The sequence below is a fragment of the Pseudenhygromyxa sp. WMMC2535 genome, assembly GCF_011083025.2.
In genome coordinates this window covers 9,508,073-9,528,923 of record NZ_JABJWV010000001.1, presented here as the reverse complement: position 1 = coordinate 9,528,923, position 20,851 = coordinate 9,508,073, and the positions used below count along the sequence as shown (strand labels likewise).

The following is a 20,851-nucleotide window of genomic DNA, read 5'->3' as shown; positions in this document are numbered from 1 at the left end:
GCTCGTTGGGCAGCTTGGCGGCGGCCGTGGCGTAGTCGATGGCCGCGAGGTCGGCGGGGCTGAAGAGCTTGCAGGCCTCGGGGCTCATGGCCTGGGCGTTGCGGGCCAGGTTGCCGCCGGAGCCCCGAAAGACCGTGCCCACGCTGGCCGAGTGGCGGCGCAGTAGGAGCACCGTGGCTGCGGCTGGCCACGTAGAGCACCAGCTGCGCAGGGCAGGGGGGATACCCCGGCCCATGTCGCAGCGCGGGATGTCGAGCATGGCCGGGACGAGGACGCTGGTAGGTCGTGAGCGCTGGCGGCCAGATCGCGAAGTACTCATGGCGTGGGGGACCACGCCGAGGATCTGCCACCATCATCATGACGGGTCGGTAGCGCCGATCAGCTCATCGCGGGGGACGGCGTGAGGGCGGAGGGCGTATTCGAGCGTCGGCTTGAGAGCTTGCGCGTTCACCGACTGCCAAAGTAGCACGCGGGGCTCAAAGCGAGATGATCCGCGCGGCGACGGCTCCCCACAGGGCTTCGAAATCCTCGCGGGAGAAGCCCGAGCCCGAGGCGATCCAGTCGAAGTGTGGGGGTTGTGCTCGGGCTCGTGGAGGTGGCCGATGACGTCGAGGTGTCGTCGGCGGTGGCGGCGTGGAGCAGCTCGCCGTGGAGCTGCGAGCGCGTGGGCACCATGCCGTCGGTGTCTTCGGCGCGGGCGACCTCGCCCCAGGTGGCGCGCATGAGCTTGGACTGGGCCTGGTCCGGGGCCGACCGGGCTCTTGGGCATGGGCGCGGAGCGCAGGCGCAGCCAGCGAAGAGCGCGTGGGTCGCCTGGTCGTAGGGGGACAGACCCAGGGCCAGGTGCGAGCGCAGCACCGGGGCGGGGGCCCGGGCGATCACGCAGCCGTAGAAGGTCTCCGGGCGGTCGCTGACCGCGGCGTTGAAGAGGTCGCAGGCCGCGGGCATCAGCTGGGGGATCAGGTGGGCCTCGGTGCGCAGCTCGGACATGAAGTCGGCGACCGAGAGCGCGCCGCCGCCGAGGCGGTCCTCGTTGCGCTGGAGCTCGGCGATGGCCTCTTGCTCGAGGGTCTCGAGGACCACGTGGATCGGCGTCCCGGGCATCAGGCGCTCGCCGACCAGCGCGCGGGCGGAAGCGAAAGGCCAGGCGCGCGGGCAGCCGACCCTGGCGCAGGGCGATGACCGTGAGCAGCGAGAAGGTGCGCAGCAGCGGCTCGCCGATCAGCCCCACGAAGTGATCCGAGAGCGGCGAGCCGCGGTGGGGGTGCAGATCGTGATCACGCTGCGCACGTGCCTGGCGATGGACTCGACGTCGAGGGGGCCGAGGTTGACGCCGGGCTGGTCATCAGGCGCGCGTCGAGGCCACCGGAGCTGTGGCCGATGACGTGCAGCGGCTCACCCGCGGGATCTCGGTGCGGATGACCTCGGCGAGATCGCCGGCGCGCTGGCGCAAGGAGGCGACTGGGCCCGTGCGCACGCGGTGGATCTCCACGTCGAGGCCGCGCGATTCGAAGGCGCGCTGGAGGAGCTCACGGACGTGCGCGAAGTAGACCAGGCGGCCGAAATTCACGAAGCCGAAGAAGCGGGCACGAGCACGACGTGTTGCTTGGACACGCGATCACTCTACCGTCTGTCTGGCGATGGACACCCCTCGCGCGATCGTCGGCCGCGCGCAGGCTGGTCAGTCCACGGGCCGCGGGGCGGGAGCGGGCGGCTTGCGCCGATTTTGGCTTCGCGCTAACTGACCGTCGTGCCGCGGCTCACCGCCATCATTCCGGTCCGCAACCGCTCGGGGACGCGCCTGCGCAACTGTTTGGCTTCGCTGCGCTGGCAGCTGGCCGGGACCGAAAACTCGAGCGAAAACTCGACCGAGGTTCTGGGGGACGAGCTCGAGATCGTGCTCTCGGACTTCGGCAGCGACCCGGAGCACGCGGCCTCGATCGTCGCGCTGGCCGAGCATTTCGACGCCAAGGTCGCGCGCAACGAGGAGTTCGGCGACTGGAACCGCTCTCGCGCCCTCAACCTCGGCATCCAGCACGCCAGCGCGGACTACCTGCTGTGCACCGACGCGACCGACATGATCTTCGCGCCAACTTCGTGTCCTCGATCCTCGAGGTCCACGCGCGGCGACCTCGGCAGGCCCTCGTGGTCTGTGCGTGCTCGGACCTGCCTCAGCGCGTACCGGAGCGAGACTACGCGCTCTCGGACTTCGAGTGGCTGCGCGCCCAGGCGGATCGGCGCAAGAGCATCGGTACTGGGGCCTGCCAGTCGGCCACCCGCGAGTTCTTCTTCCACGCGCGCGGCTACGACGAGGCCTTCGTGCACTGGGGCAGCGAGGATACGGACATGCGCGACCGCGCCCTGGCCTACGGCCTCGAGCTCGAGTGGATCAGCGATCGCACCGAGATGTTTCACCAGTGGCACCCGACCAGCCGCTACTCGCGGCTGATTCAAAACCGCAAGAACGCATCCGTTACTTTTTCACGCGGCACCAGGTGGTGAAGAACCTCGATCGCTGGGGAAACCTGGGCTGAAAGGGACGCCCAGCGGTGAAAGGGGGGCTCACGGATCCACCCCCCCTGGTCTGCGAAGCGAGTGCGCAGGGAGCGTAGACCGGGTGAGACCCCATTCGACGACTGTGGGCGGGCCCTTTCCTCAGGCGGTGACAATGAGCGGGGCGCTCACTACCATTGCGGGGCCGCTGCGCCTCGCTCTCCATGTCCGAGACTCCCCAAGCCTTGCCCGACGACGCTGACCTGCTCGAGGCCTGGCGTGGTGGAGACTCGGCGGCGGGCGAAGCTCTGTTTGCTCGGCACTACGATCAGCTCGAGCGCTTCTTCCTCAACAAGGTCGGGCCCGAGCACGTGGGTGACTTGTTGCAAGACACCTTCACCGCCTGCGTCGAAGCGCGGGATCGGGTCGAGAAGGGCGCACGCTTTCGCAGCTATCTGCTGAGCACGGCCTACAACGTGTTTTTGTGGTCACCTGCGTCGCAAGTATCGGCGCGGGGCCGACCTCGACTTGGATCTCGTCTCGGTCTACGACCTGGATCCCGGGCCGAGCTCGGTGATCGCCGAGCGCCAGGAGCAGCGTCTGCTCCTCGAGGGCCTGCGGGCCATCTCCGTCAATTATCAGGTGGTGCTCGAGCTGCACTACTGGGAGCAGCTGAGCACCAAGGAGATCGCCGCGGTGCTCGGTGTCCCTGCGGGTACGGTGCGCAGTCGGTTGCAGCGGGCCCGCGAGGCGCTCGAGGCGGCCATCGGCGCCCTGTCGCGCTCGCCCGCGATGCTCGAGAGCACCCTGACGCGCCTCGATGACTGGGCACAGCACTGCGCCCACGCCATGGGCGGACGCCGCGGCTGAGTCACAGGCTGCGTTACAGGGGCCGAGTTACAGGGGCCGAGTGAGAAGGGCTCCGGGCTATAGTCGGGCCGATGCGCGTGCGATACGAGTCCGAGGCTCCGCTGGCGATCCTGACCATCGACCGGCCCGAACGTCGCAACGCCGTGGACGTGGCCACGGCCGAAGCCCTGGCCGCCGCGGTGCGCCGCTTCGAGGCCGACGAGTCCGCCGACGTGGCTGTGCTGACCGGGGCTGGCGCTTGCTTTTGTGCGGGCGCGGACCTCCAGGAGATCGCCCAGGGTCGCCTCAACCACACCGCGGCCGAGGGCGACGGGCCCATGGGTCCCACGCGGATGTCGACGCAAAAGCCAGTGATCGCCGCGGTCGAGGGCTTCGCCGTGGCTGGCGGCCTCGAGCTCGCGCTGTGGTGTGATCTTCGGGTCGCTGCCCGCGACGCGGTCTTTGGCGTGTTTTGTCGGCGCTGGGGCGTGCCGCTGATCGACGGCGGCACGGTCCGCCTGCCCCGGCTCATCGGCCACGCCCGCGCTCTGGACATGATCCTCACGGGCCGCGAGGTCGGGGCAGAGGAGGCCCAGCGCATCGGCCTGGCCAACCGCCTGTGCGAGCCTGGGCAGGCGCTCGAGACCGCCAAGGCCCTCGCCAGGGAGATCGCCGCGTTCCCGCAGGCTTGCCTGCGGGCAGATCGTCGGTCGAGCTACATGCAGTGGGGAGATCCCATCGAGGTCGCCATGGCTCGGGAACTCGAGGGCGGGCAAGAAGTGCTCGACGGCCCGACTTTCGCGGCTGGTGTCGAGCGCTTCTTGGCTCGAAAGCGGGGTTGAGCGGGTTTTTTGTGGACTCGGGGTCTGTGCGCTCGATAGGGTGAGCGCCGTATCGCCATGGCAACCAAAGTCGACTCCGCCATCTCGTTGAGCAACGCCCAAGACCTCGTGGGCTACCTCGGCGAACGTCTACCAAACTACGAGATCAGCGCGCGCGGCCCCAAGGTCGTCGTCGTCGGGGAGGGTCTGGCCACGGGCGTCGGCGTGGTGATCCGCAACGCGAACCAGGTGAAGCTCAACTGGCAGTTCCCGAGCATGCTGGTGCAGATCCTGCTCACGCTGTTCATCGTCTTCACCGGGTTGCTGCCGGGCCTGCTCGTGCTCTTGTTCGTGTGGCTCGCCGTGAAGGGGGGCGTGAAGCGGATCGAGGGCGAGGTCATCGCGGCGCTCCAGCAGCCTGCTCCCGTCTGAGCCTGCTCCCGTCTGAGCCAGGGTTCGACCCGAGCGCGGCGCGATCATGCGCAGCGTGCGAGCTGTCGCCCCTGGAGTCGTGCTCACCGAAGTATCGATTCGCGTCGGTCGACGTGCCGACCTCCAGGCGCGAGCGTCGAGATTAAAAGAGAGCGCCCCGCGAAGACGGGGCGCTGTCGTGCGCGGTGGCTTGCACCTGCGCGAGGGCTTGCGCGGCGAGCCGCTGGACTCAGGCGTCCTCGACGTGGCCGCGGGTCTCGATCAACCCATAGCCGCCGTCCTCCATGCGGTAGACGACGTTGATGTCACCGGTGTCCGTGTTGGTGAACACCAAGAACTGCTTGTGCATCAAGTTGAGCTGCATGACGGCGTCCTTGACCGAGAGTCGCTCGGCGCGGAACTCCTTCTCGCGGGCGACGACGGGGGCCTCGGCCTCGGCGGCCTCGGCGGCCCGGCGCTGCTCGGCCTCGACCATGGTCTCGGGCTCCTCGAAGGAGTCGGGGGCGTAGACGGTCTGGCGAACACGCGCGGTCTTGCCCTTGTGGGGCTTGTGGTTGGTGATTCGTGCCTTGTAGCGCCGGACCTGCCGCTCCATCTTGGCGAGCGCCATGTCGATGGAGCTGTACATGTTTTCGGTGGTCTCGGAGGCGTGGAGTTGCAGACCATTGCGCAATGTGACGTCGAATTGCGCGATATGGGTGATTTTCTCGACAGAGAAGGTGCAGTTGACCTTGAGCGGATCCGAGAAGTAGCGCTTGATCTTCGTGAGGCGCTCCTCGGCGTAATTACGCAGGGCGTCGGAAGAGTCCATGTGACGGAACACGAACTGAGTCTGCATGCTTGTGGTTCTCCTTGTGGTCGTGCTGAATCGCCCCGGCAGAGGTCGGGAGCGAAGGGAGTCGTGCCTGAGTCGGGCGCCGGCCCGGCCTCGCCCGGGCGCCACGCAGGGCGTCTTCCGGGGCGGGGTGGGTGATCGGGGCGCGTCAAAGGCGGAGGCAGTGCTTGCTGGTGAAGGCGGTTGCTAGAACAGCTTGCGTCGCTTGGAGCTCGATAACAAGTTGAGCTGCTCGCGATACTTGGCGACGGTGCGCCTGGCAATTTTGATGCCGTCCTCGCGCAGGAGCTCGACGAGCTTCTGATCGCTGTAGGGGCGGCGCGAGTCCTCGGCCTCGATCAGCCGGCGGATCTTCTCTTTGACGGCCTCGGAGGCGAGCTCGCCCCCGCCACGCTGGGAGATGCCGGCGTTGAAGAAGTACTTGAGCTCGTAGATGCCCTGGGGCGTGTGCACGTACTTGTTGGTGGTCACCCGGCTGACCGTGGACTCGTGCATCTCGATGTCCTCGGCGACGTCCTTGAGGATCAGCGGGCGCAAGTACTGCGGACCCTTCTCGAAGAACTCGCGCTGGAATTTGAGGATCGAGCGGGTGACCTTGAGGATCGTGCGCTGGCGCTGCTGGATCGAGCGGATCAGCCACTGGGCCGAGCGCAGGCGCTCGGTGATGTAATCTTTGGCTTGGCCGCCGTCGTCGCGGTGACCCTTGGCCTTGGCGCCCTTGGCCTTGGCGCCCTTGGGTCGCCCTGCATGGCCGCGCGGTAGTAGTTGGAGATCTTGAGCTTGGGCAGGCCGTCGTCGTTGAGGCTGACGATGTACTCGTCGCCGAGCTTGTGCACGTAGACGTCGGGGGTGACGTACTGCGGCGACTCGGACACGAACTGCCGGGCCGGGCGGGGCTCGAGGCCCATGATCACCTTGGTCGCCTCGTAGACCTCCTCGAGGGCCTCGCCGGTGTCGCGGGCGACGGCCTGATAGGCGCGCTTCTCGAGGTTGTGCAGGTGCTTGGCGATGATCGTCAGGACCAGGGGATCGTCGATCGGGTGCTCGGGGTGCCGGGCCTGGATCCACAGGGCCTCGGCGAGGTTGCGCGAGGCGATGGCCAGGGGTCGAGCTGCTGGACGCGGCGCAGGACCTCTTCGACGCGCAGGGTCGAGACCTCGAGTCGACGCGCGATCTGCGGGACGGTGACGCTGCGCAGGTAGCCCGAGGGCGAGAGGCTGCGGACGATGTACTCGGCGACGTCCTCTTCGACCTGGGAGAAATTCGAGAGCCGGACCTGCCACATCAGGTGCTCGACGAGGGTCTCCTCGGCGGCCATGGTCTGCTCGAGGCCGGGAGGTCGTCGTCGGGGCGGACGCCGGTGCCGGGCATGGAGCCCGAGAGCGACTGGTGCTGGAGGTAGGCCTCCCAGTCGAAGTTGTCGTCGTTGGGCGAGTCGGCCTTGACCTCTTGCTGAGGCGTCTCGGGCGAGGGCGCGGGCTCGCCCGACTCGCCCTGAAGCTCGACGCCGTCTTGCATCTCGACGGAGGACACGGGCTCCTCGCTGCCGGTGCCCATCTCCTGGGCCTCTTCGAGCAGCGGGTTTTCGAGCAATTCGCTGCGGACGAGGTCCTGGAGCTCGATACGCGAGAGCTGCAAGAGCTTGATGGCCTGCTGCAGCTGAGGAGTCATCACGAGCTGCTGACTCATTCGCAGCTCTTGGCGCATGTGCAGGACCATAGGGGTGCCTTTTAGATTATCAGATCGCTAAAGGCGGACCCAGGGCAATTCGCGGGCTCTACCCTGCAAAAATGGCCCGAGAAAGGGCTTGCATGCCCCAGAGAAGTTGCTAGCCACCCTCGGCCATGCACAGTCGTGCACGGTCCGAGGGCGAGCTCGGGACGCTGTTGGGGACCGCTCTGTCGCGGGTGCTCGCGCGAGCGTAAAACACGCTCGCGCGAGCCCACGCTCAGGCGGGCGCGTCGCCCTTGCGACCGCGGTGGTCGAGGGCGGCGGCGATGAACGACGTGAACAGCGGGTGTGCCGCCGTCGGTCGGCTCTTGAACTCGGGGTGGAACTGACAGCCGATGAAGTGCGGGTGCACGCGGGCCGGCAGCTCGACCATCTCGACGAGGCCGCCGTCGGGGGAGGTCCCACACAGCACGAGCCCGGCCTCGCGCAGCTGATCGCGGTAGGCGTTGTTGAATTCGAAGCGATGGCGGTGGCGCTCGGAGATCCGCTCGGCGCCGTAGATCCGCCGGGCCAAGGTCCCGCCGGCGAGATCGCAGTCGTAGGCGCCCAGGCGCATGGTCCCGCCCTTGTGGGTCACGTCGGACTGCGAGTCCATCAGCCCGATCACCGGGTCCGCGGCCTGGGGATCGAACTCGGCGCTCTGGGCCCCGGGGAGCCCGGCGACGTGGCGAGCGAACTCGACCACGGCCAGCTGCATGCCCAGGCAGATCCCGAAGAAGGGCACCTTGTGCTCGCGGGCCCAGCGGATCGCCTCGACCTTGCCGGCGCTGCCGCGCTCGCCGAAGCCGCCGGGGACGAGGATCGCGTCGAGGTGCTCGAGCATCGCCGGGCCGCGAGCCGAGATCTGCTCGGCGTCGACGAACTCGATCTCGACGCCGGTGTTGTTGGCCACGCCGCCGTGGGTCAGGGCCTCGGACAGGCTCTTGTAGGACTCGTGGAGGTCGACGTACTTGCCGACCACGCCGATCTTCACGCTGTGCGCCGGGTTCTCGATCACCCCGACGATCCGCCGCCACTCGTCGAGCTGGGGCTCGCGGCTCCAGATGTTGAGCAGCTCGCAGACCACGTCGTCGAGGCGCGACTCGTGGAGCATCAGCGGGACGCGATAGATGGTCGCCGCGTCGGGCAGGGGGATCACGTTGGCCAGGGGCACGTTGGTGAACAGCGCGATCTTCTCGCGGATGTCGGCCTCGATCGGGTGATCGGCCCGGCACACGAGCACGTCGGGCTGGATACCGATCTCGCGCAGCTTCATGACCGAGTGCTGCGTGGGCTTGGTCTTGATCTCGCCGGCCGTGGGCAGGTAGGGCAGCAAGGTCAGGTGGACGAAGATCGCGTTCTCGGCCCCGACCTCGAAGCGGAGCTGACGGATGCCCTCGAGGAAGGGCAGCGACTCGATGTCGCCGACGGTCCCGCCGATCTCGCAGATCAGCAGGTCGACGCCCTCGGCCGCCTCGAGGATGGCCTCTTTGATCTCGTTGGTGACGTGGGGGATGACCTGGACGGTCTGCCCGAGGTAGTCGCCCTTGCGCTCCTTCTCGAGCACAGACTGGTAGATCTGGCCCGAGGTGTAGTTGCTGTGTCGCGACATGCGATGCGACACGAAGCGCTCGTAGTGCCCGAGATCGAGGTCCGTCTCGGCGCCGTCGTCGGTCACGAAGACCTCGCCGTGCTGAGTCGGGCTCATCGTCCCCGGATCTACGTTGAGGTAGGGGTCGAGCTTCTGCATCCCGACGTTGAGCCCGCGGTTCTCGAGCAGCGCGCCCATGGAGGCGGCGCACAGGCCCTTGCCGAGGGACGACACAACGCCGCCGGTCACGAAGATGAATTTGGTCCGCTTGGTGGAACTACGCCGCCGCACGGGCGCTCCTAGTGGCACGTTCATGGCTGCTGGTCAAGGCGCGACGCGCGAGGCGGCTAGGCGGGCGCGTGTCGGCGAGTGGGCACGAGCCGTGCTCGAGCAGGGCGGGGTCGGGGTGTATGCGATGACGATTCGAAGTCGAGGTCGCGGGGATCGGCGACGCGCGGCGAGGTGTTCTCTCACAGCGCAAGAGCGCGATTTGATCGCTCGTATCGGCGCGAGTCGCTGAGGTCCTCGCAGCCGCGAAAATTGCCGCGTTGGCAGACGCGAGAGCGCGGCCAGGCAGGCCCTCGTCTCGCGTTCCGTCGCGGTCCAGAGGCTCGAACGCGCGCAGGTCCGTCCAGCGAACCAGAGAGCTCAGCTCGCGCGGCGCTGGGGCAGCTCCCCGCGCGAGCGCAGGTCCGCGCAGGTCAGCTCGACGCCGCGCTGGATCGAGACCTTGGGCGCGTAGCCGAGCTCGCGCCGGGCCTTGTCGATGCTGAAGTAGTGGTGCGTGCACATGTAGCGGATCGCAAAGCGGGTCAGGCCGTCCTCGGCGGTCAGCTCGCCGCGCAGGGCGTCGACCTGCTCCTTGATCGCCGCGATCGCGTAGACCAGCTTGCCGGGGACCGCGAACAGGATCGGCGGGTAGTCGAGCTCGGCGAGGACCATGCGCACGAGGTCCCAAAAGGGGATCGGCTCGCCGTTGGTGATGAAGTAAGCCTGGCCGGCGGCGACGCTCTCCACGCCTTTGTCGCGCAGGGCGTCGAGGGCGAGGCAGACCCCGTCGACGAGGTTGTCGATATAGGTGTAGTCGGACAGCCAGTTGCCGAGGCCGACGCGGACGCGCAGCCGCCCGGCGTCGGCCTGGGCGAGCAGCGCGGGGAGGAAGCGGGTGTCGCCGGGGCCAAAGACCACGTGCGGACGCAGGGCGCAGGTCGCCTGGCCGTCGACGCCGTTTTGCGCGAGCACGAGCTTCTCGGCGGCGATCTTGCTGTCGGCGTAGGGCGCCTGGGAGCTGCCGGCGTAGGGCAGGCGCTCGTCGCCGCTTTCGATGTTGCGGCCCTCGTAGACCACGCTGCCCGAGGAGATGTAGACGAAGCTGCCGACGCCGCGGCTGCGGGTGGCCTCGAGCATGTGGCGGGTGCCCTCGAGGTTGACCGACCAGACCATCTCGGCGTGGTTTTGCTTGGTGTGGACCAGCGAGGCGTTGTGGATGACGGCGTCGACGCCCCCGGCCTCGGCGAAGGTCGCGTCGGCGGCGGCCTCGACGGTCGCGCGATCGCTGATGTCGACCTCGCGGTAGCGCGCGGCGGCGAGGGTGGGGTCCGTGGGCGCGCGGCCGACGTCCCAGATCGTGACTTTGTCGCCGCGCGCGATCAGGGCGCGGGCGATCGCCGCGCCGATGAAGCCTTTGCCACCGGTGATCAATACGTGAGCCATGGTCGCCCTCGTTCTTCGCTGTGCCTGGTGTCTGTCGCCTACTTCGCGCTCAGCCGCGCCAGCGGACGCTGCGTTGCCAGGCGCTGAAGCCGGCGGGCTCGGCAGTCGCGCCCGCGCTCGTGGACTGGCGCCGAGCGTTCGCGGCAGCGACCGCGGCCGCGGCCGCGACCACCTGCGAGCGGGCCTCGTCGAGCTCGTGGGCCTCGACCAGGGCCTGGTGCTTGTCGATGTAGTGGGTGTCGAAGTGGCCAGCGACGAAGTCGGGCTCGTCGAGCACGCGCAGGTGGAAGGGGATGTTGCAGTCGATGCCGAGGACGACCGTGTCCTGGAGCGCCCGGCGCATGCGCCCGAGGGCGATGGCGCGGGTCGGGCCCCAGGCGATCAGCTTGGCGATCATCGGGTCGTAGTGGCTCGAGACCTCGCTGCCCTCGCGCACGGCGGCGTCGATGCGCAGGCCAGGCCCCTCGGGCCAGCGCAGGCGCAGCAGCGGGCCGGGGCTGGGCAAGAAGCGCAGCGGATCTTCGGCGTAGATCCGGCACTCGATCGCGTGGCCGCGCAGGGGGATGTCGGCCTGGGTGTAGCCGAGCGGCTGACCGGCGGACACGCGGATCATGTCCCAGACGAGGTCGCGGCCCGTGGTCATCTCGGTGACCGGGTGCTCGACCTGCAGGCGGGTGTTCATCTCGAGGAAGTAAAAGCGCGGCTCGCCGTCGGCTTGCTCCTCGAACAGGAACTCGACCGTGGCGGCGCCGACATAGTCGACGGCGTGCGCGACCTTGCAGGCGGCCTCGCCCATGGCCGCGCGGATCTCCGGGGTCATCTGCGGCCCGGGGGAGGGGGCCTCCTCGATCACCTTTTGGTGGCGGCGCTGCACGGAGCAGTCGCGCTCGTTGAGGAAGACCACGTTGCCCTGGCTGTCGGCCATGAGCTGGATCTCGACGTGGCGGGCCTGCATGACCGCGCGCTCGACGAAGATCCGATCGTCGCCGAAGGCCGCCGCGGCCTCGCGCTGGGCGGCCTCGAAGCCGCGGCGCAGCGCTTCGTCGTCGTGGACGATGCGCATGCCCTTGCCGCCGCCGCCAGCCGAGGCCTTGACCATCAGCGGGTAGCCGATCTCCTTGGCCGCGGCGAGGGCGTCATTGACGTCGGCGAGGTCCTCGCGCCCGGGGACCAGGGGGACGCCGGCGGCCTGCATGGCCTTGCGGGCGCGGACCTTGTCGCCCATGACGTTCATGGCCCGGGTGCCGGGGCCGATGAAGGTCAGGCCGGCGGCCTCGCAGGCCTCGACGAAGCTGGCGCGCTCGCTGAGGAAGCCGTAGCCGGGGTGGATGGCCTCGGCCCCGGTCTGCTTGGCGGCCGCGATGATCCGGTCGGCGCGCAGGTAGCTCTGGGCCGAGGGCGTGGGGCCGATGTGCACGGCCTCGTCGGCTCCGGCGACGTGGGGGGAGTTGCGGTCGCCGTCGCTGTAGACGGCGACCGTGGCGATCCCGTGCTCACGGCAGGTTCGGAACACGCGCAGGGCGATCTCACCGCGGTTGGCCACGAGGATCTTGGAGAAGGGCGCTCGAGTCTGGCTCACGGTCCGGGCAGCTTCGCCCGCGCAGCCACGACGCGCAACGCCTCGGGGGGATCGTCCCCGAAGCAGGGAGCAGGGCGCCCACGGGGACGATCATGCGCTCGTGGGGACGGAGCGGATCGAGGAGTTTCAGGCGATCGCCGCGGCGAAGAGCAAGTGCAGGCGACGAAGCTCGCTGTCGAGGTCGCAGGGAAACCACAGCAGCGGGCGGCCGACGAGGGGCACGCGCGCGGGGCCGGGCTCGGCCGGCCAGCCGAATTCGGCCCGGGCGAAGGCGGCGATCACCGGGTCGCTGCCCAGGCTGGGGATCTCCGTGGCGTGGCGCTGGCGCTCCTCGGGGGGCTCGCCCGCGAAGGCGAGCACGGCGAGGCGACCGTCGTCGCCAGGGCTGGTCGAGCGGTGCGGGACCGCGGCGAGCAGCCGCGCCTCGTCCTCGCTCGGCCGAGACATGCGTGCGTAGCCGGAGGTGACCAGGGCCAGGCGGACGAGCTCCGTGGCGCTGCGTCGGGCGAGGAGCTGGGCGCAGCGGAAGAAGAAGCGGTCCGGCGGCTCGCGCCAGGCGATGTACTCGGCCACCAAGGTGGCGACGCAGCGCCGGCCGGTCTCGTCGACGCAGGTGGCGAAGAGCTGGAGGCCGCGATCGATGCCGTCGCGGGCCCACGGCTCGGATACGGCAGGGGCGAGCTCGCTGGCCAGGGCGGCGCCGGCCTCGAGATCGATCTCGGCCCAGGCGCGACCCCAGGTGCGCCGCGGGGCCCGGCGGTCGCGGCCGCGGGCGCGGGCGACCATGGCGAAGAAGCGGCGGGCGTCGAGGCTCTGGGCCTCGCGGCGGGCTGTGCTGGCGACCCGCTCGCAGATCTCCGAGACCTCGAGGGCGCCGGCGTCGGGCTCGGGGCTGGGCTCTGCGCTGGGATCGGGGGCGATCCTCATGCCGGCCTCCCTAGGAGCCCGTGGAGGAACCCAACACGACACCTGGCTTGGTCTTTTCGCCGAGGGCTTTGTCGCCAAAACTTGCAGTACGCCCGGTACAGCGGCGTTTTGGCTTCGCGCCCTCGACGGAAATCCTGGCGCCAGGAGCCGCGCTGGGTTCCTCCATGGGCTCCTAGGCGCCCGTGGAGGAACCCAACACGACACCTGGCTTGGTCTTTTCGCCGAGGGCTTTGTCGCCAAAACTGGCAGTACACCCGGTACAACGGCGTTTTGACTTCGCGCCCTCGACGGAAATCCTGGCGCCAGGAGCCGCGCTGGGTTCCTCCACGGGCACCGAGGTCCCGACGAGCGCCCGGGCCGGACTGCTCGTTGGCGTCGGGCCGAGGGCCGGGCTGGAGTTCGCGCCGGGCCGCGCCTGCTTGGGCCATCGGTCCATGGTTGATTCGAGTCGGGGTGCGAAGAGTGGAGACTGAGGGGCGACCGGGGAAGCGGCGGGTCGGCGGGGATCGGCTCGAGGCGGAGCTCAGGCCGCGTCGCTGTCGGCGACCGCGAGGCTGGTCTGACTCTGAGCCTTGGCGGACCCAGCGTTGGATGCGGCCTTGGCTTTGCGCGGTCGGCCGCGGCGGCGCTTGGGGGCGAGGGCTCGGCCGTCGAATTTGATCTCGGCCAGGGCCGACTGGAGATCGGCGTCGCTCGAGGCGAACACGCTGGCATAGGCGTGCGCTTTTTGGGCCTGCTCGATGAGGCTGGCCTGGCCGGCCTCCAGCGCCTCACGCGCGCGAGCGACGGCCTCGAGGGCCGACTGGAGCACCTCGCGCCGAGACTCGACCTCGGCGGCGGAAGCGGCGAGGCTCTCGCGGTCGACATCGGGGAAGCTGACTTCGGCCAGCGGCCCGCTGAAGAGCTCCAAAACGGCGCGGACGGGCGCGGGGATCGGCGAGGGATCTTGCGTGCTGCTCATACGACTACCTGTCTCTTAGTTCAGTCTTTTGCCAGGCCATAGAGCAGGTGTCAAGCGAGCCCGAAGCGATTTTGGGGCCTGCCCGAGGTGGGTGATCGAATCACCACCCTCACCGAGTTGGCGGCGCGCTCGCGGGTCACTCGAGCCGCGAGCGCAGCAAGTCGTCGACGCTGTCGACCTCGAGCGCCCGGGCTGCGCAGGCCTCGAGTTCGTCGAGCTGGGCCGCCTGAAGCCGAGCCCACTGCGCCGCGTTGGGCACGAGTCCGCGCCGCCCCAGGAGCGCGCCGAGCAGCCGCAGCATGCCCTCTTTTTGGCCTTGGCTGAGGCCCTGGCTCAACCCCTGGCTGAGGCCTTCCTCTCGGCCCTCCCGCCTCCCAGCGAGGAAGGTGCCGCACTTTCGTTCTAGCTGACTGACTTGCATGCGCTCCTCCATGGGCATCTCGCCCAAGATGATTTTTCGGTGCTCGTCGCCGAGCCCCGCCAACACGGTCGCAGTATAGCGTTGTCGCAATTGATTGGGTTGTCGGCGAGCGACCTCGATGGCCGTCCTCGCGGCCGCGAGGTTGCCGTGGTGCCCGTGCACCGTCCCCGACAAGATCGCATCTGTAGGCCTCTCGAGGCCGTCCAGGACGGAATCCACGCGAGGGATGGTGTGGCGATCGAAGAGATAGGGGCGAACCGTGAGGGCTGTCCCAATGCTCCAATTGGCCAGCTTTCGGGACACTCTCTCTTTGAGGCTGACCACGCCCAAGTGCACGGGGAGATCATGTCGATCCACGACCAAGCCCAAATATGACGCGATTCTTCGCTGCTTTTGCGGGTCGTCGTCGAGCTGGACCTCGATGACGATCACCACGCCGCCCTCGTCATGTGCCGGATCTTCATGGACGAGCAGCAGATCCATGCTGCGCGGCAGCATCCGCAAGACCCGCTCCGCGTCCCGGTGAAAGGCGGCGTGCCGATCGACGAGGCAGCCGGGGGCGGTGGTCAGGACGCGACCATCGATACCTCTGGCGAGGCGAACCGCGAGCGCAGGATCCTGGAGAAAGAGCGAGACGAGGCCCTCGTGCAGCGTACTGAGCATTGCGAAGGTGTCTTCGGCCCGCGTCGCCGGGGCGTGCATGGTTTTCTCGAAATTCGTGTTGCCCGAGCCGGGCGCGCGCCTTCACAGACTCTCAGCCCGCGGGCTCGAGCGGGGGAGATTCGACGCCCCGGCGCTGGCAGGCAGCGAACTGCGCCTCGGCCATGTCCTCGCGCTCGCCGACGAGGCGCATGCGCTGATCGACGGGGACGCAGTAGCTGGTCGCGGCGTCGAGGCGCTCGCGCAGCGCGGGCACGTCGAGGTGGGGGTCGAGCTGGTTGAGGCGCAGGAGCGAGTCGCCGCCGCCGGTCACCAAGCTCGCGCCGTCGTGGCCGACGGCGAGGTTGAGGCTGCGCTCGCCGACGGGCAAGACCACGGGATCATCGTGGGCGCCGTCGCGCGGCCACAGGCGTAGGTTCCCGTCGAAGGAGAGCGCGGCGATCACCCGATCTTCGAATACGAACTCGGCCTGGCGGATCTCTCGGAGCGAGCCCGTGAAGGTCGCCGGGACCTCGGGGAGCTCGAGATCCCACAGGTAGACCTTGGTGTCGTTGCAGCTGGCGAGCAAGAATCGACCGCTGCGATCGATGTCGAAGCCGACGACGGAGCCGCCGTGATCCAGCTCGAGGGGATCGGGATCGTGGCGACCGTGGGCGTCGATGGTCCACACGCGCACCACCTGGTCCATGCCGCTCGAGAACAAGCGGTCGCCCGTGGGCGAAGGCATGAGCTTCCAGGCGCGCGAGGCGTGGCCCTGGAAGCTCGTGAGCTCGGCGGGGCGGGCGGGCATCGGCCACAGCTGGATCTTGCCGTTTTGGCCGGCCGACGCGAGCCAGCGGCCCTGGGGATCGAAGGTGACGTCCGTGACTCCGTGGAGCAGCGGCGACTCGTGGAGGTGGTAGCCGAGGATCGTGGGCTCGAGCTCGCCCTTGGCGAGGTCGGCGAAATTCCACAGCATGACCTCGCCGCTGTGGGAGCCCGCCGCCAGCCAGGCGCCGTCGGGGGAGAAGACGAGGGTGCGGGTGAAGGGGGAGGGGACGGGGAGCGAGTAGATGGGCGGGCCGAAGTCGTCGAGGTCCCAGATCTGGACCAGGCGATCGTCACCGCCGCTGGCCAGCATGCCGTCGGGGTGGGTCGCGAGGGCGTAGACCAGCGCCAGGTGGGCGTGCTGGCGCTGGGGCGGGCCCGGGGCTTGGTGCTCGCCGGGCCGCGAGAGGCGACGGACCACGATGTCGCCGTGGCGGTCGCCGGAGATCAACAAGGAGCGCTGGTCTTCGATGTGCAAGACGGTGGAGGGGGCCTCGAGGCCGTGGAGCTCGGACGAGACCTGGCGCCAGCGGGCGTCCCAGATGCGCACGCTGCCGTCGGTGGAGGCGGTGGTCAGCAGTTCGCCGTCGAGGCTGAAGCGCACGCGAAAGACGTCGGCGTCGTGGCCGATGAGGACCTGGGGCTGGCCGCCGTCGACGGGCCACAGCCTGCCGGCGCCGTCGCGGGCGCCCGTGGCCAGCAGGCGGCTGTCGGGGGAGAAGGCGATGGACCATACGTCGCCAATGTGGCCGTCGAAGCGCTGGGGCTCGCCGACGCGGCTGCGGACCTCACCTGGTCCTGCGGCTTCGAAGGGCCACAGCGCGGCCACGTCCGAGCGCGAGCCCGCGGCGAGGTAGCGGCCGTCGGGGGAGAAGCGCACGCGGTGGACCGGGGCGCCGAAGTCCATGAGGTCGCGGCCGCGGTCGTCGTTGGTGTGGAGATCGAACAGGCGCACGTGCCCGTCGACGCTGGCGGTGGCCAAGGTCGCGCCGTCGGGGGAGAGGTCGAGGAACTGGACCGGGCCGCCGTGGCCAGCGAAGACGCGGGTGGCGGCCTCGGGCTCGGCCAGGGACCAGAGCGTGGCGCGGCCGGTGCCGTCGCCGAGGGCGAGGCGCTCTCCCCCGGCGAAGAAGCGGGGGACCCATACGATGCCCTCGCTGGCGAGGATGACCTGCGGGGGCGGAGGCGGGGTGTCGAGGGCGTCCGGGAGCGTCCAGACCCGCGCACGGCGATCGCGTCCCACGGACGCGAGGCGGCGCCCGTCGGCGGAGAAAGCCGCCATCCACGAGGTCCCGTTGTGGCTCCCGATCAGCTGCGCGCTGATCGTGGCGCTGCGATCGAGGGCGTCGGGGTCGGGCACGGGCCACAGGCGGACGGCGCCCGATTGATCCGTGGTCGCGAGGCGGCGTCCGTCGGGGCTGAAGGTCGCGGTCAGGACGCTGTTGGCCTCACCGTCGACCGCGTGGCGCAGCTCGAGGGCCGCGCCGACGTGGCCCTCGGCGTCGAGGGGCCACAGGCGGGCGCTGCCGTCCTCGCCCGCGGTGGCCAGCCAGCGGCGATCGGGGCTGAACTCGGCCCACATCACCCGGCCGCCGTGGGCCTGGAAGGCGCTGACGCTGATCGGCCGCGAGAGCACGTTGACGGCGGCAGAGCGCCAGCCCGGGGCCTCCTCGGGCTGCTCGGCGTCGCGCAGCAGGGCCGCGGCGGCGGTCGGGTCGCGCGACAGGCCCTTGGCCGCGAGCACCCGGGCCGTGTCGCGGGCCCGGGTCGCGCTCGCGCGGGCCTCCTCGAGGGCGCGGTCGCGCTCGGCCTGGGCCGCGAGCTCGCTGCGGAGGGCGCGGGCCTCCTCGACGCGGGCCTCGCGGGCGAGGCGGTCGGCCGCGAGGGCGCTGCGCCGCTGGGCGCTGGCGAACCAGCCGGCGCCCACCAAGGTCGCGAGTACGCCGGCGGCGACCAGGCCGCGGCGCCGTCGCCATCGTCGGCGACGCTCGGGATCGTCGCCGAGCGCGTCCAGCAGGCGCGCCATCGTCGGCCAGCGCCGGCCGGGGTCGCGCTGGAGCGCCCGGACGATGCGCTGGCGCAGCCACGCGGGGATCGGGGCGTCGGCGGGCGGATCCCTGAGCTCGCCCGAGAGCACCGCGAACATCAAGGTGCTCGTGCTCGCCCCGCCAAAGGGGCGCTCGCCGTAGAGCGCCTCGTAGAGCGCGACGGCGAAGCTGAATTGATCGCTGCGCGCGTCGAGGGTGCCGGCCTCGAATTGCTCGGGGGACATGTACGCGGGCGTGCCGACCATGGCCCCCGTCCGGGTCAGGGGCGCCAGCCATGGCGTGCGATCGCGGTCCGCCGTATCGCCGCCCATGCTCGGGCTCGAGGCCTGGGTGTCGTCGAGGGCGATCGAGTCGGCGCTGGCGGGCGAGGGATGGGGCAGGGGAGGGGGATGGGTCGCGGCCTGCTCGGCGGGCAGCCCGGCCTCGCGGGCGATGCCGAAGTCGAGCACCCGCGGCCGGCCGTCGTCGCCGACGATCACGTTGTCGGGTTTGAAGTCTCGGTGGACGATCCCCGCGCCGTGGGCCGCCGCGAGCCCGCGCCCCGCGGCCACGAACATGGCGAGGAGCTGTTGCCAGGGCAGCGGCGCCCCCTCGCGCTCGGCCGCTCGCCGCTGCGCGCCGACCCACTCGCCGAGGGTCGGCCCGGTGACGAATTCCATGGCCACGTAGAGCTGCTCGCCGTAGTCGCCGACTTCGTAGATCTGCACGACGTTGGGGTGGGAGAGCCGCGCCATGGCCTGGGCCTCGCGGCGGACTCGGGCGCGGACGTCGGGGCCGGCCCGCTCGGCGCGGACGAGCTTGATCGCCAGCTTGCGATCGAGCTCGTTGTCGTAGGCGGCATAGACCACGCCCATGCCCCCGGCGCCGAGGCGGCGCAGGACCACGAAGCGCCCGATCTGTGCAGGATCTGGGGCCGGCTCCGGGGCACCCTCGAGCGCGTCGTCTTCGCCCTCGAGGCCAGCTTCGAGGTCGTCGAAGGAGCCGGCGAGGGTCTCGCCCTGGCTCTCGAGGCCGCCCGCGACCGAGCTCCCCGTCGTGCCGTCGTTGATCACAGCCGCGCGAACACCTCGGTCCATCGTGACCGAAGCGCCGCGGAAAACAAAGTCCGGGAGCGTGGGGCGCCGAGAGTTGGCGCGAGCAGCTGGGGCTAGCGACCGACGCCGCGGCTTTGCAGGGCCGCGAGCTGGAGCAGGCCGCCGCGATCGCCGACGCGCGAGCAGACCTTGTAGGGGGGCGTGAGCCTGTTGCCGGCCTCGTCGACGAGCGGGTTGCCGTCGTAGCTCATGATCTTGTCGACGCTCTTCTCGTTGATGCGCAGCTGGGTGCGGGCCTTGCCGAGCAGGCACTGCCGCTTGGTGAAGCCGCTGACGACCCCGTTCGCGCGCAAGCGCGCGGCGTTGTCGTAGAGCTCCTCGCGGGCGGCCGCGAAGCCCTCGCGGTCGGCGGTCTGCTTGTCGACGAGCTCGGCGACGAGGTAGCCACCAGCGACTTCGAAGACCTCGTCGAGCAGGGGCGAGTCGAGGTCGCCGGCCCAGGCCTTGTCGCTCAGCTCCGGGTTGGCCCCGAGGCCGGGGATCGGGCGGCCATGGGTGAACAGCCCCGTCTCCTCGACCTGGTGCTTGGGCCGGCTCGCGGGGCTCTCGCTCACGCCATAGTCCTCGATGGTCTCGTCGCTGGCGTCGAAGAGCTTGGCCATGTCCTTGCCGTTTTTGACGGCGAGCAGGGCCTCCTCGGCGGCCTGGCGAGCGAGCTCGCGGCCACGAGCGGTGCGCACGGCCTCCTCGGCGAGCTCGCGCTTGGCGTCTTCCTCGGGGACGTCGCCCTCGCGGTGGCCGGCGACGGTGACCAGGAAGAAGGACTCCTCGCCCTCGATGATCTCGGACACCTCGTTGTCGGCGAGGCCCTCGGCCGCCTTGTCGACGGCGCGATCGAGGCCGCTGCCGGTGCCCGCGACCTGGGTCCAGCCGTAGCGGCCGCCGGAGCGGGCGGTGTCGGGGTCCTCGGACAGGCGGCGCGCGACGGCGGCGAAGGGCTCACCGGAGTCGACGATCGACGTGCGGGCGCCCTCGATCTTGGCCCTGGCGCGGGCGAGGTTGTCGGCGTGCAGCGCGAGCAGCTCGGCCTCGGCGCCCTCGGGCGGCGCCGTGGGCTTGGCGATCTCGATCAGGCGCAGGTCGACCTCGGCGGGCAGCTTGAGGAAGCGCGCGGCCTCGCGCTCGTAGATCTCGGCGAGCTCGTCACCGTGCTCGGCGATCCAGCCCTCGACCTCGGCGTCGGTGGGATCGACGAGCTCGGCGTAGTCGTTGTAGGGCAGGCGCACGTAGCGGATCGAGAGCTGGTTGTTCTCTTCCTCGTAGCGCTCCCACAGCTCGGCCTCGGGCACGACGGCGGCCGAGGACAGCAGGTCGCGGACCTGGCGGGCGAGCATCTCCTGGCGCTGGGTCTCGAGGTAGCGCTGCTCCGAGACCAGGAAGTAGCCGCTCAAGAACTGATTCTTGAATTGTTTGTAGTCGAACTTGCCGTCGAAGGCCCAGGGGTAGGAGCGCTCGAGGTCGAGGACCATGAAGTAGCCGTCGCGGGTCATCACCTCGGCGTCGTGAGTCTCGACGGTGAGGCCGAGCTCCTCGCCGGTGTGGACGAGGACGAGGCGCTCGATGACGGCCTCGAAGACCTCCTCGCGCACGCCCCATTTTTGGGCCATCTCACCTTCGGGCAGCGTGTTCATCACCGTGGTGAGCGCCCGCTGCTGATAGGCGAAGTCTTCTTTGGTCACGTTGGTGCCGAAGACCCGGGCCAGCCCGGCCTCGCCCAGCGAGAGCTGATCCGAGGGCAGGCCAAAGGTCAGGCCAAAGGCCAGGGCGAGCACGCCCAGGATCAACCAGGTGATCAGGTTGCCGCCTTTTCCGCGTTCGCTGCCGAGCATGGGGCGGGCACCTTACTGCCATCGCGCGGCCTTGCGTAGGGGGCCCCCTCGGGGATCGCGCGAGCTGTGGCGGACCAGAGG

16 protein-coding genes and 3 pseudogenes are annotated in these 20,851 nt (G+C 69.8%); 6 read left to right on the top strand and 13 right to left on the bottom strand.

The annotated features are described in order from the left end of the window. The 3 genes from G6O69_RS36775 to G6O69_RS36765 form a co-directional block, all read right to left on the bottom strand. Positions 1-319 (bottom strand): hypothetical protein (locus tag G6O69_RS36775; RefSeq protein ID WP_172308097.1); only part of this gene is annotated, 319 nt, incomplete at its 3' end. 128 nt (positions 320-447) lie between these two features. Further along, positions 448-1,104 carry a hypothetical protein gene (locus tag G6O69_RS36770; protein ID WP_172308096.1) on the bottom strand — a complete coding sequence of 219 codons (657 nt, stop codon included), beginning with the start codon at positions 1,102-1,104 and terminating at the stop codon, positions 448-450. A 241-nt stretch (positions 1,105-1,345) separates the two neighbouring features. After that, positions 1,346-1,570, bottom strand: coding sequence for a hypothetical protein (locus tag G6O69_RS36765; RefSeq protein ID WP_172308095.1), 225 nt, complete (start codon positions 1,568-1,570; stop codon positions 1,346-1,348). A 180-nt stretch (positions 1,571-1,750) separates the two neighbouring features. On the opposite strand from G6O69_RS36765, the pseudogene G6O69_RS40995 reads away from it, so the two are divergent. The 6 genes and pseudogenes from G6O69_RS40995 to G6O69_RS36745 all read left to right on the top strand — a co-directional run. Then, positions 1,751-2,029 (top strand): annotated as a pseudogene (locus G6O69_RS40995) (glycosyltransferase); the annotation flags it as partial. A gap of 29 nt (positions 2,030-2,058) precedes the next feature. Next, on the top strand, positions 2,059-2,502 hold the full coding sequence (locus tag G6O69_RS40990) for a galactosyltransferase-related protein (protein WP_346017134.1): 444 nt from the start codon (positions 2,059-2,061) through the stop codon (positions 2,500-2,502). 215 nt (positions 2,503-2,717) lie between these two features. Beyond that, positions 2,718-2,915, top strand: a pseudogene (locus tag G6O69_RS41740) (ECF-type sigma factor); the annotation flags it as partial. 106 nt (positions 2,916-3,021) lie between these two features. Beyond that, positions 3,022-3,363: a sigma-70 family RNA polymerase sigma factor gene (locus G6O69_RS41735; protein WP_275943097.1), complete on the top strand. Its 342-nt coding sequence runs from the start codon at positions 3,022-3,024 to the stop codon at positions 3,361-3,363. Between the two features lie 71 nt (positions 3,364-3,434). Continuing rightward, positions 3,435-4,184, top strand: a complete 750-nt coding sequence (locus G6O69_RS36750; protein WP_172301396.1) for a crotonase/enoyl-CoA hydratase family protein — start codon at positions 3,435-3,437, stop codon at positions 4,182-4,184. Between the two features lie 57 nt (positions 4,185-4,241). Beyond that, positions 4,242-4,595 carry a hypothetical protein gene (locus tag G6O69_RS36745; protein ID WP_172301394.1) on the top strand — a complete coding sequence of 118 codons (354 nt, stop codon included), beginning with the start codon at positions 4,242-4,244 and terminating at the stop codon, positions 4,593-4,595. A gap of 229 nt (positions 4,596-4,824) precedes the next feature. Here the strand turns inward: G6O69_RS36745 and raiA are convergent, their stop codons facing one another. The 10 genes and pseudogenes from raiA to G6O69_RS36685 all read right to left on the bottom strand — a co-directional run bounded on the left by raiA (position 4,825) and on the right by G6O69_RS36685 (position 20,770). Next, the gene (raiA, locus tag G6O69_RS36740; RefSeq protein WP_172301392.1) at positions 4,825-5,433 is read right to left on the bottom strand and encodes a ribosome-associated translation inhibitor RaiA; all 609 of its coding nucleotides are present in this window, start codon (positions 5,431-5,433) and stop codon (positions 4,825-4,827) included. A 183-nt stretch (positions 5,434-5,616) separates the two neighbouring features. Next, positions 5,617-7,149: pseudogene (gene rpoN, locus G6O69_RS42570) on the bottom strand (RNA polymerase factor sigma-54). A 229-nt stretch (positions 7,150-7,378) separates the two neighbouring features. Further along, positions 7,379-9,046 carry a CTP synthase gene (locus tag G6O69_RS36720; RefSeq protein WP_172301388.1) on the bottom strand — a complete coding sequence of 556 codons (1,668 nt, stop codon included), beginning with the start codon at positions 9,044-9,046 and terminating at the stop codon, positions 7,379-7,381. Between the two features lie 333 nt (positions 9,047-9,379). Then, positions 9,380-10,444, bottom strand: a complete 1,065-nt coding sequence (locus tag G6O69_RS36715) for an SDR family NAD(P)-dependent oxidoreductase (RefSeq protein WP_172301386.1) — start codon at positions 10,442-10,444, stop codon at positions 9,380-9,382. Positions 10,445-10,493: 49 nt separating this feature from the next. After that, complete coding sequence (locus G6O69_RS36710) at positions 10,494-12,023, bottom strand: acetyl-CoA carboxylase biotin carboxylase subunit (protein ID WP_172301384.1); 1,530 nt, start codon at positions 12,021-12,023, stop codon at positions 10,494-10,496. A 126-nt stretch (positions 12,024-12,149) separates the two neighbouring features. After that, the gene (locus G6O69_RS36705; protein ID WP_172301382.1) at positions 12,150-12,950 is read right to left on the bottom strand and encodes a hypothetical protein; all 801 of its coding nucleotides are present in this window, start codon (positions 12,948-12,950) and stop codon (positions 12,150-12,152) included. A gap of 523 nt (positions 12,951-13,473) precedes the next feature. Beyond that, entirely contained in the window at positions 13,474-13,911 is a 438-nt protein-coding gene (locus G6O69_RS36700) for a hypothetical protein (RefSeq protein WP_172301380.1), read from the bottom strand. Between the two features lie 136 nt (positions 13,912-14,047). Further along, the gene (locus G6O69_RS36695; RefSeq protein WP_172301378.1) at positions 14,048-14,995 is read right to left on the bottom strand and encodes a hypothetical protein; all 948 of its coding nucleotides are present in this window, start codon (positions 14,993-14,995) and stop codon (positions 14,048-14,050) included. Positions 14,996-15,086: 91 nt separating this feature from the next. After that, complete coding sequence (locus G6O69_RS36690) at positions 15,087-18,923, bottom strand: protein kinase (protein WP_172308092.1); 3,837 nt, start codon at positions 18,921-18,923, stop codon at positions 15,087-15,089. A gap of 71 nt (positions 18,924-18,994) precedes the next feature. Beyond that, on the bottom strand, positions 18,995-20,770 hold the full coding sequence (locus tag G6O69_RS36685; protein WP_172301352.1) for a peptidylprolyl isomerase: 1,776 nt from the start codon (positions 20,768-20,770) through the stop codon (positions 18,995-18,997). Between the last annotated feature and the right edge of the window lie 81 nt (positions 20,771-20,851).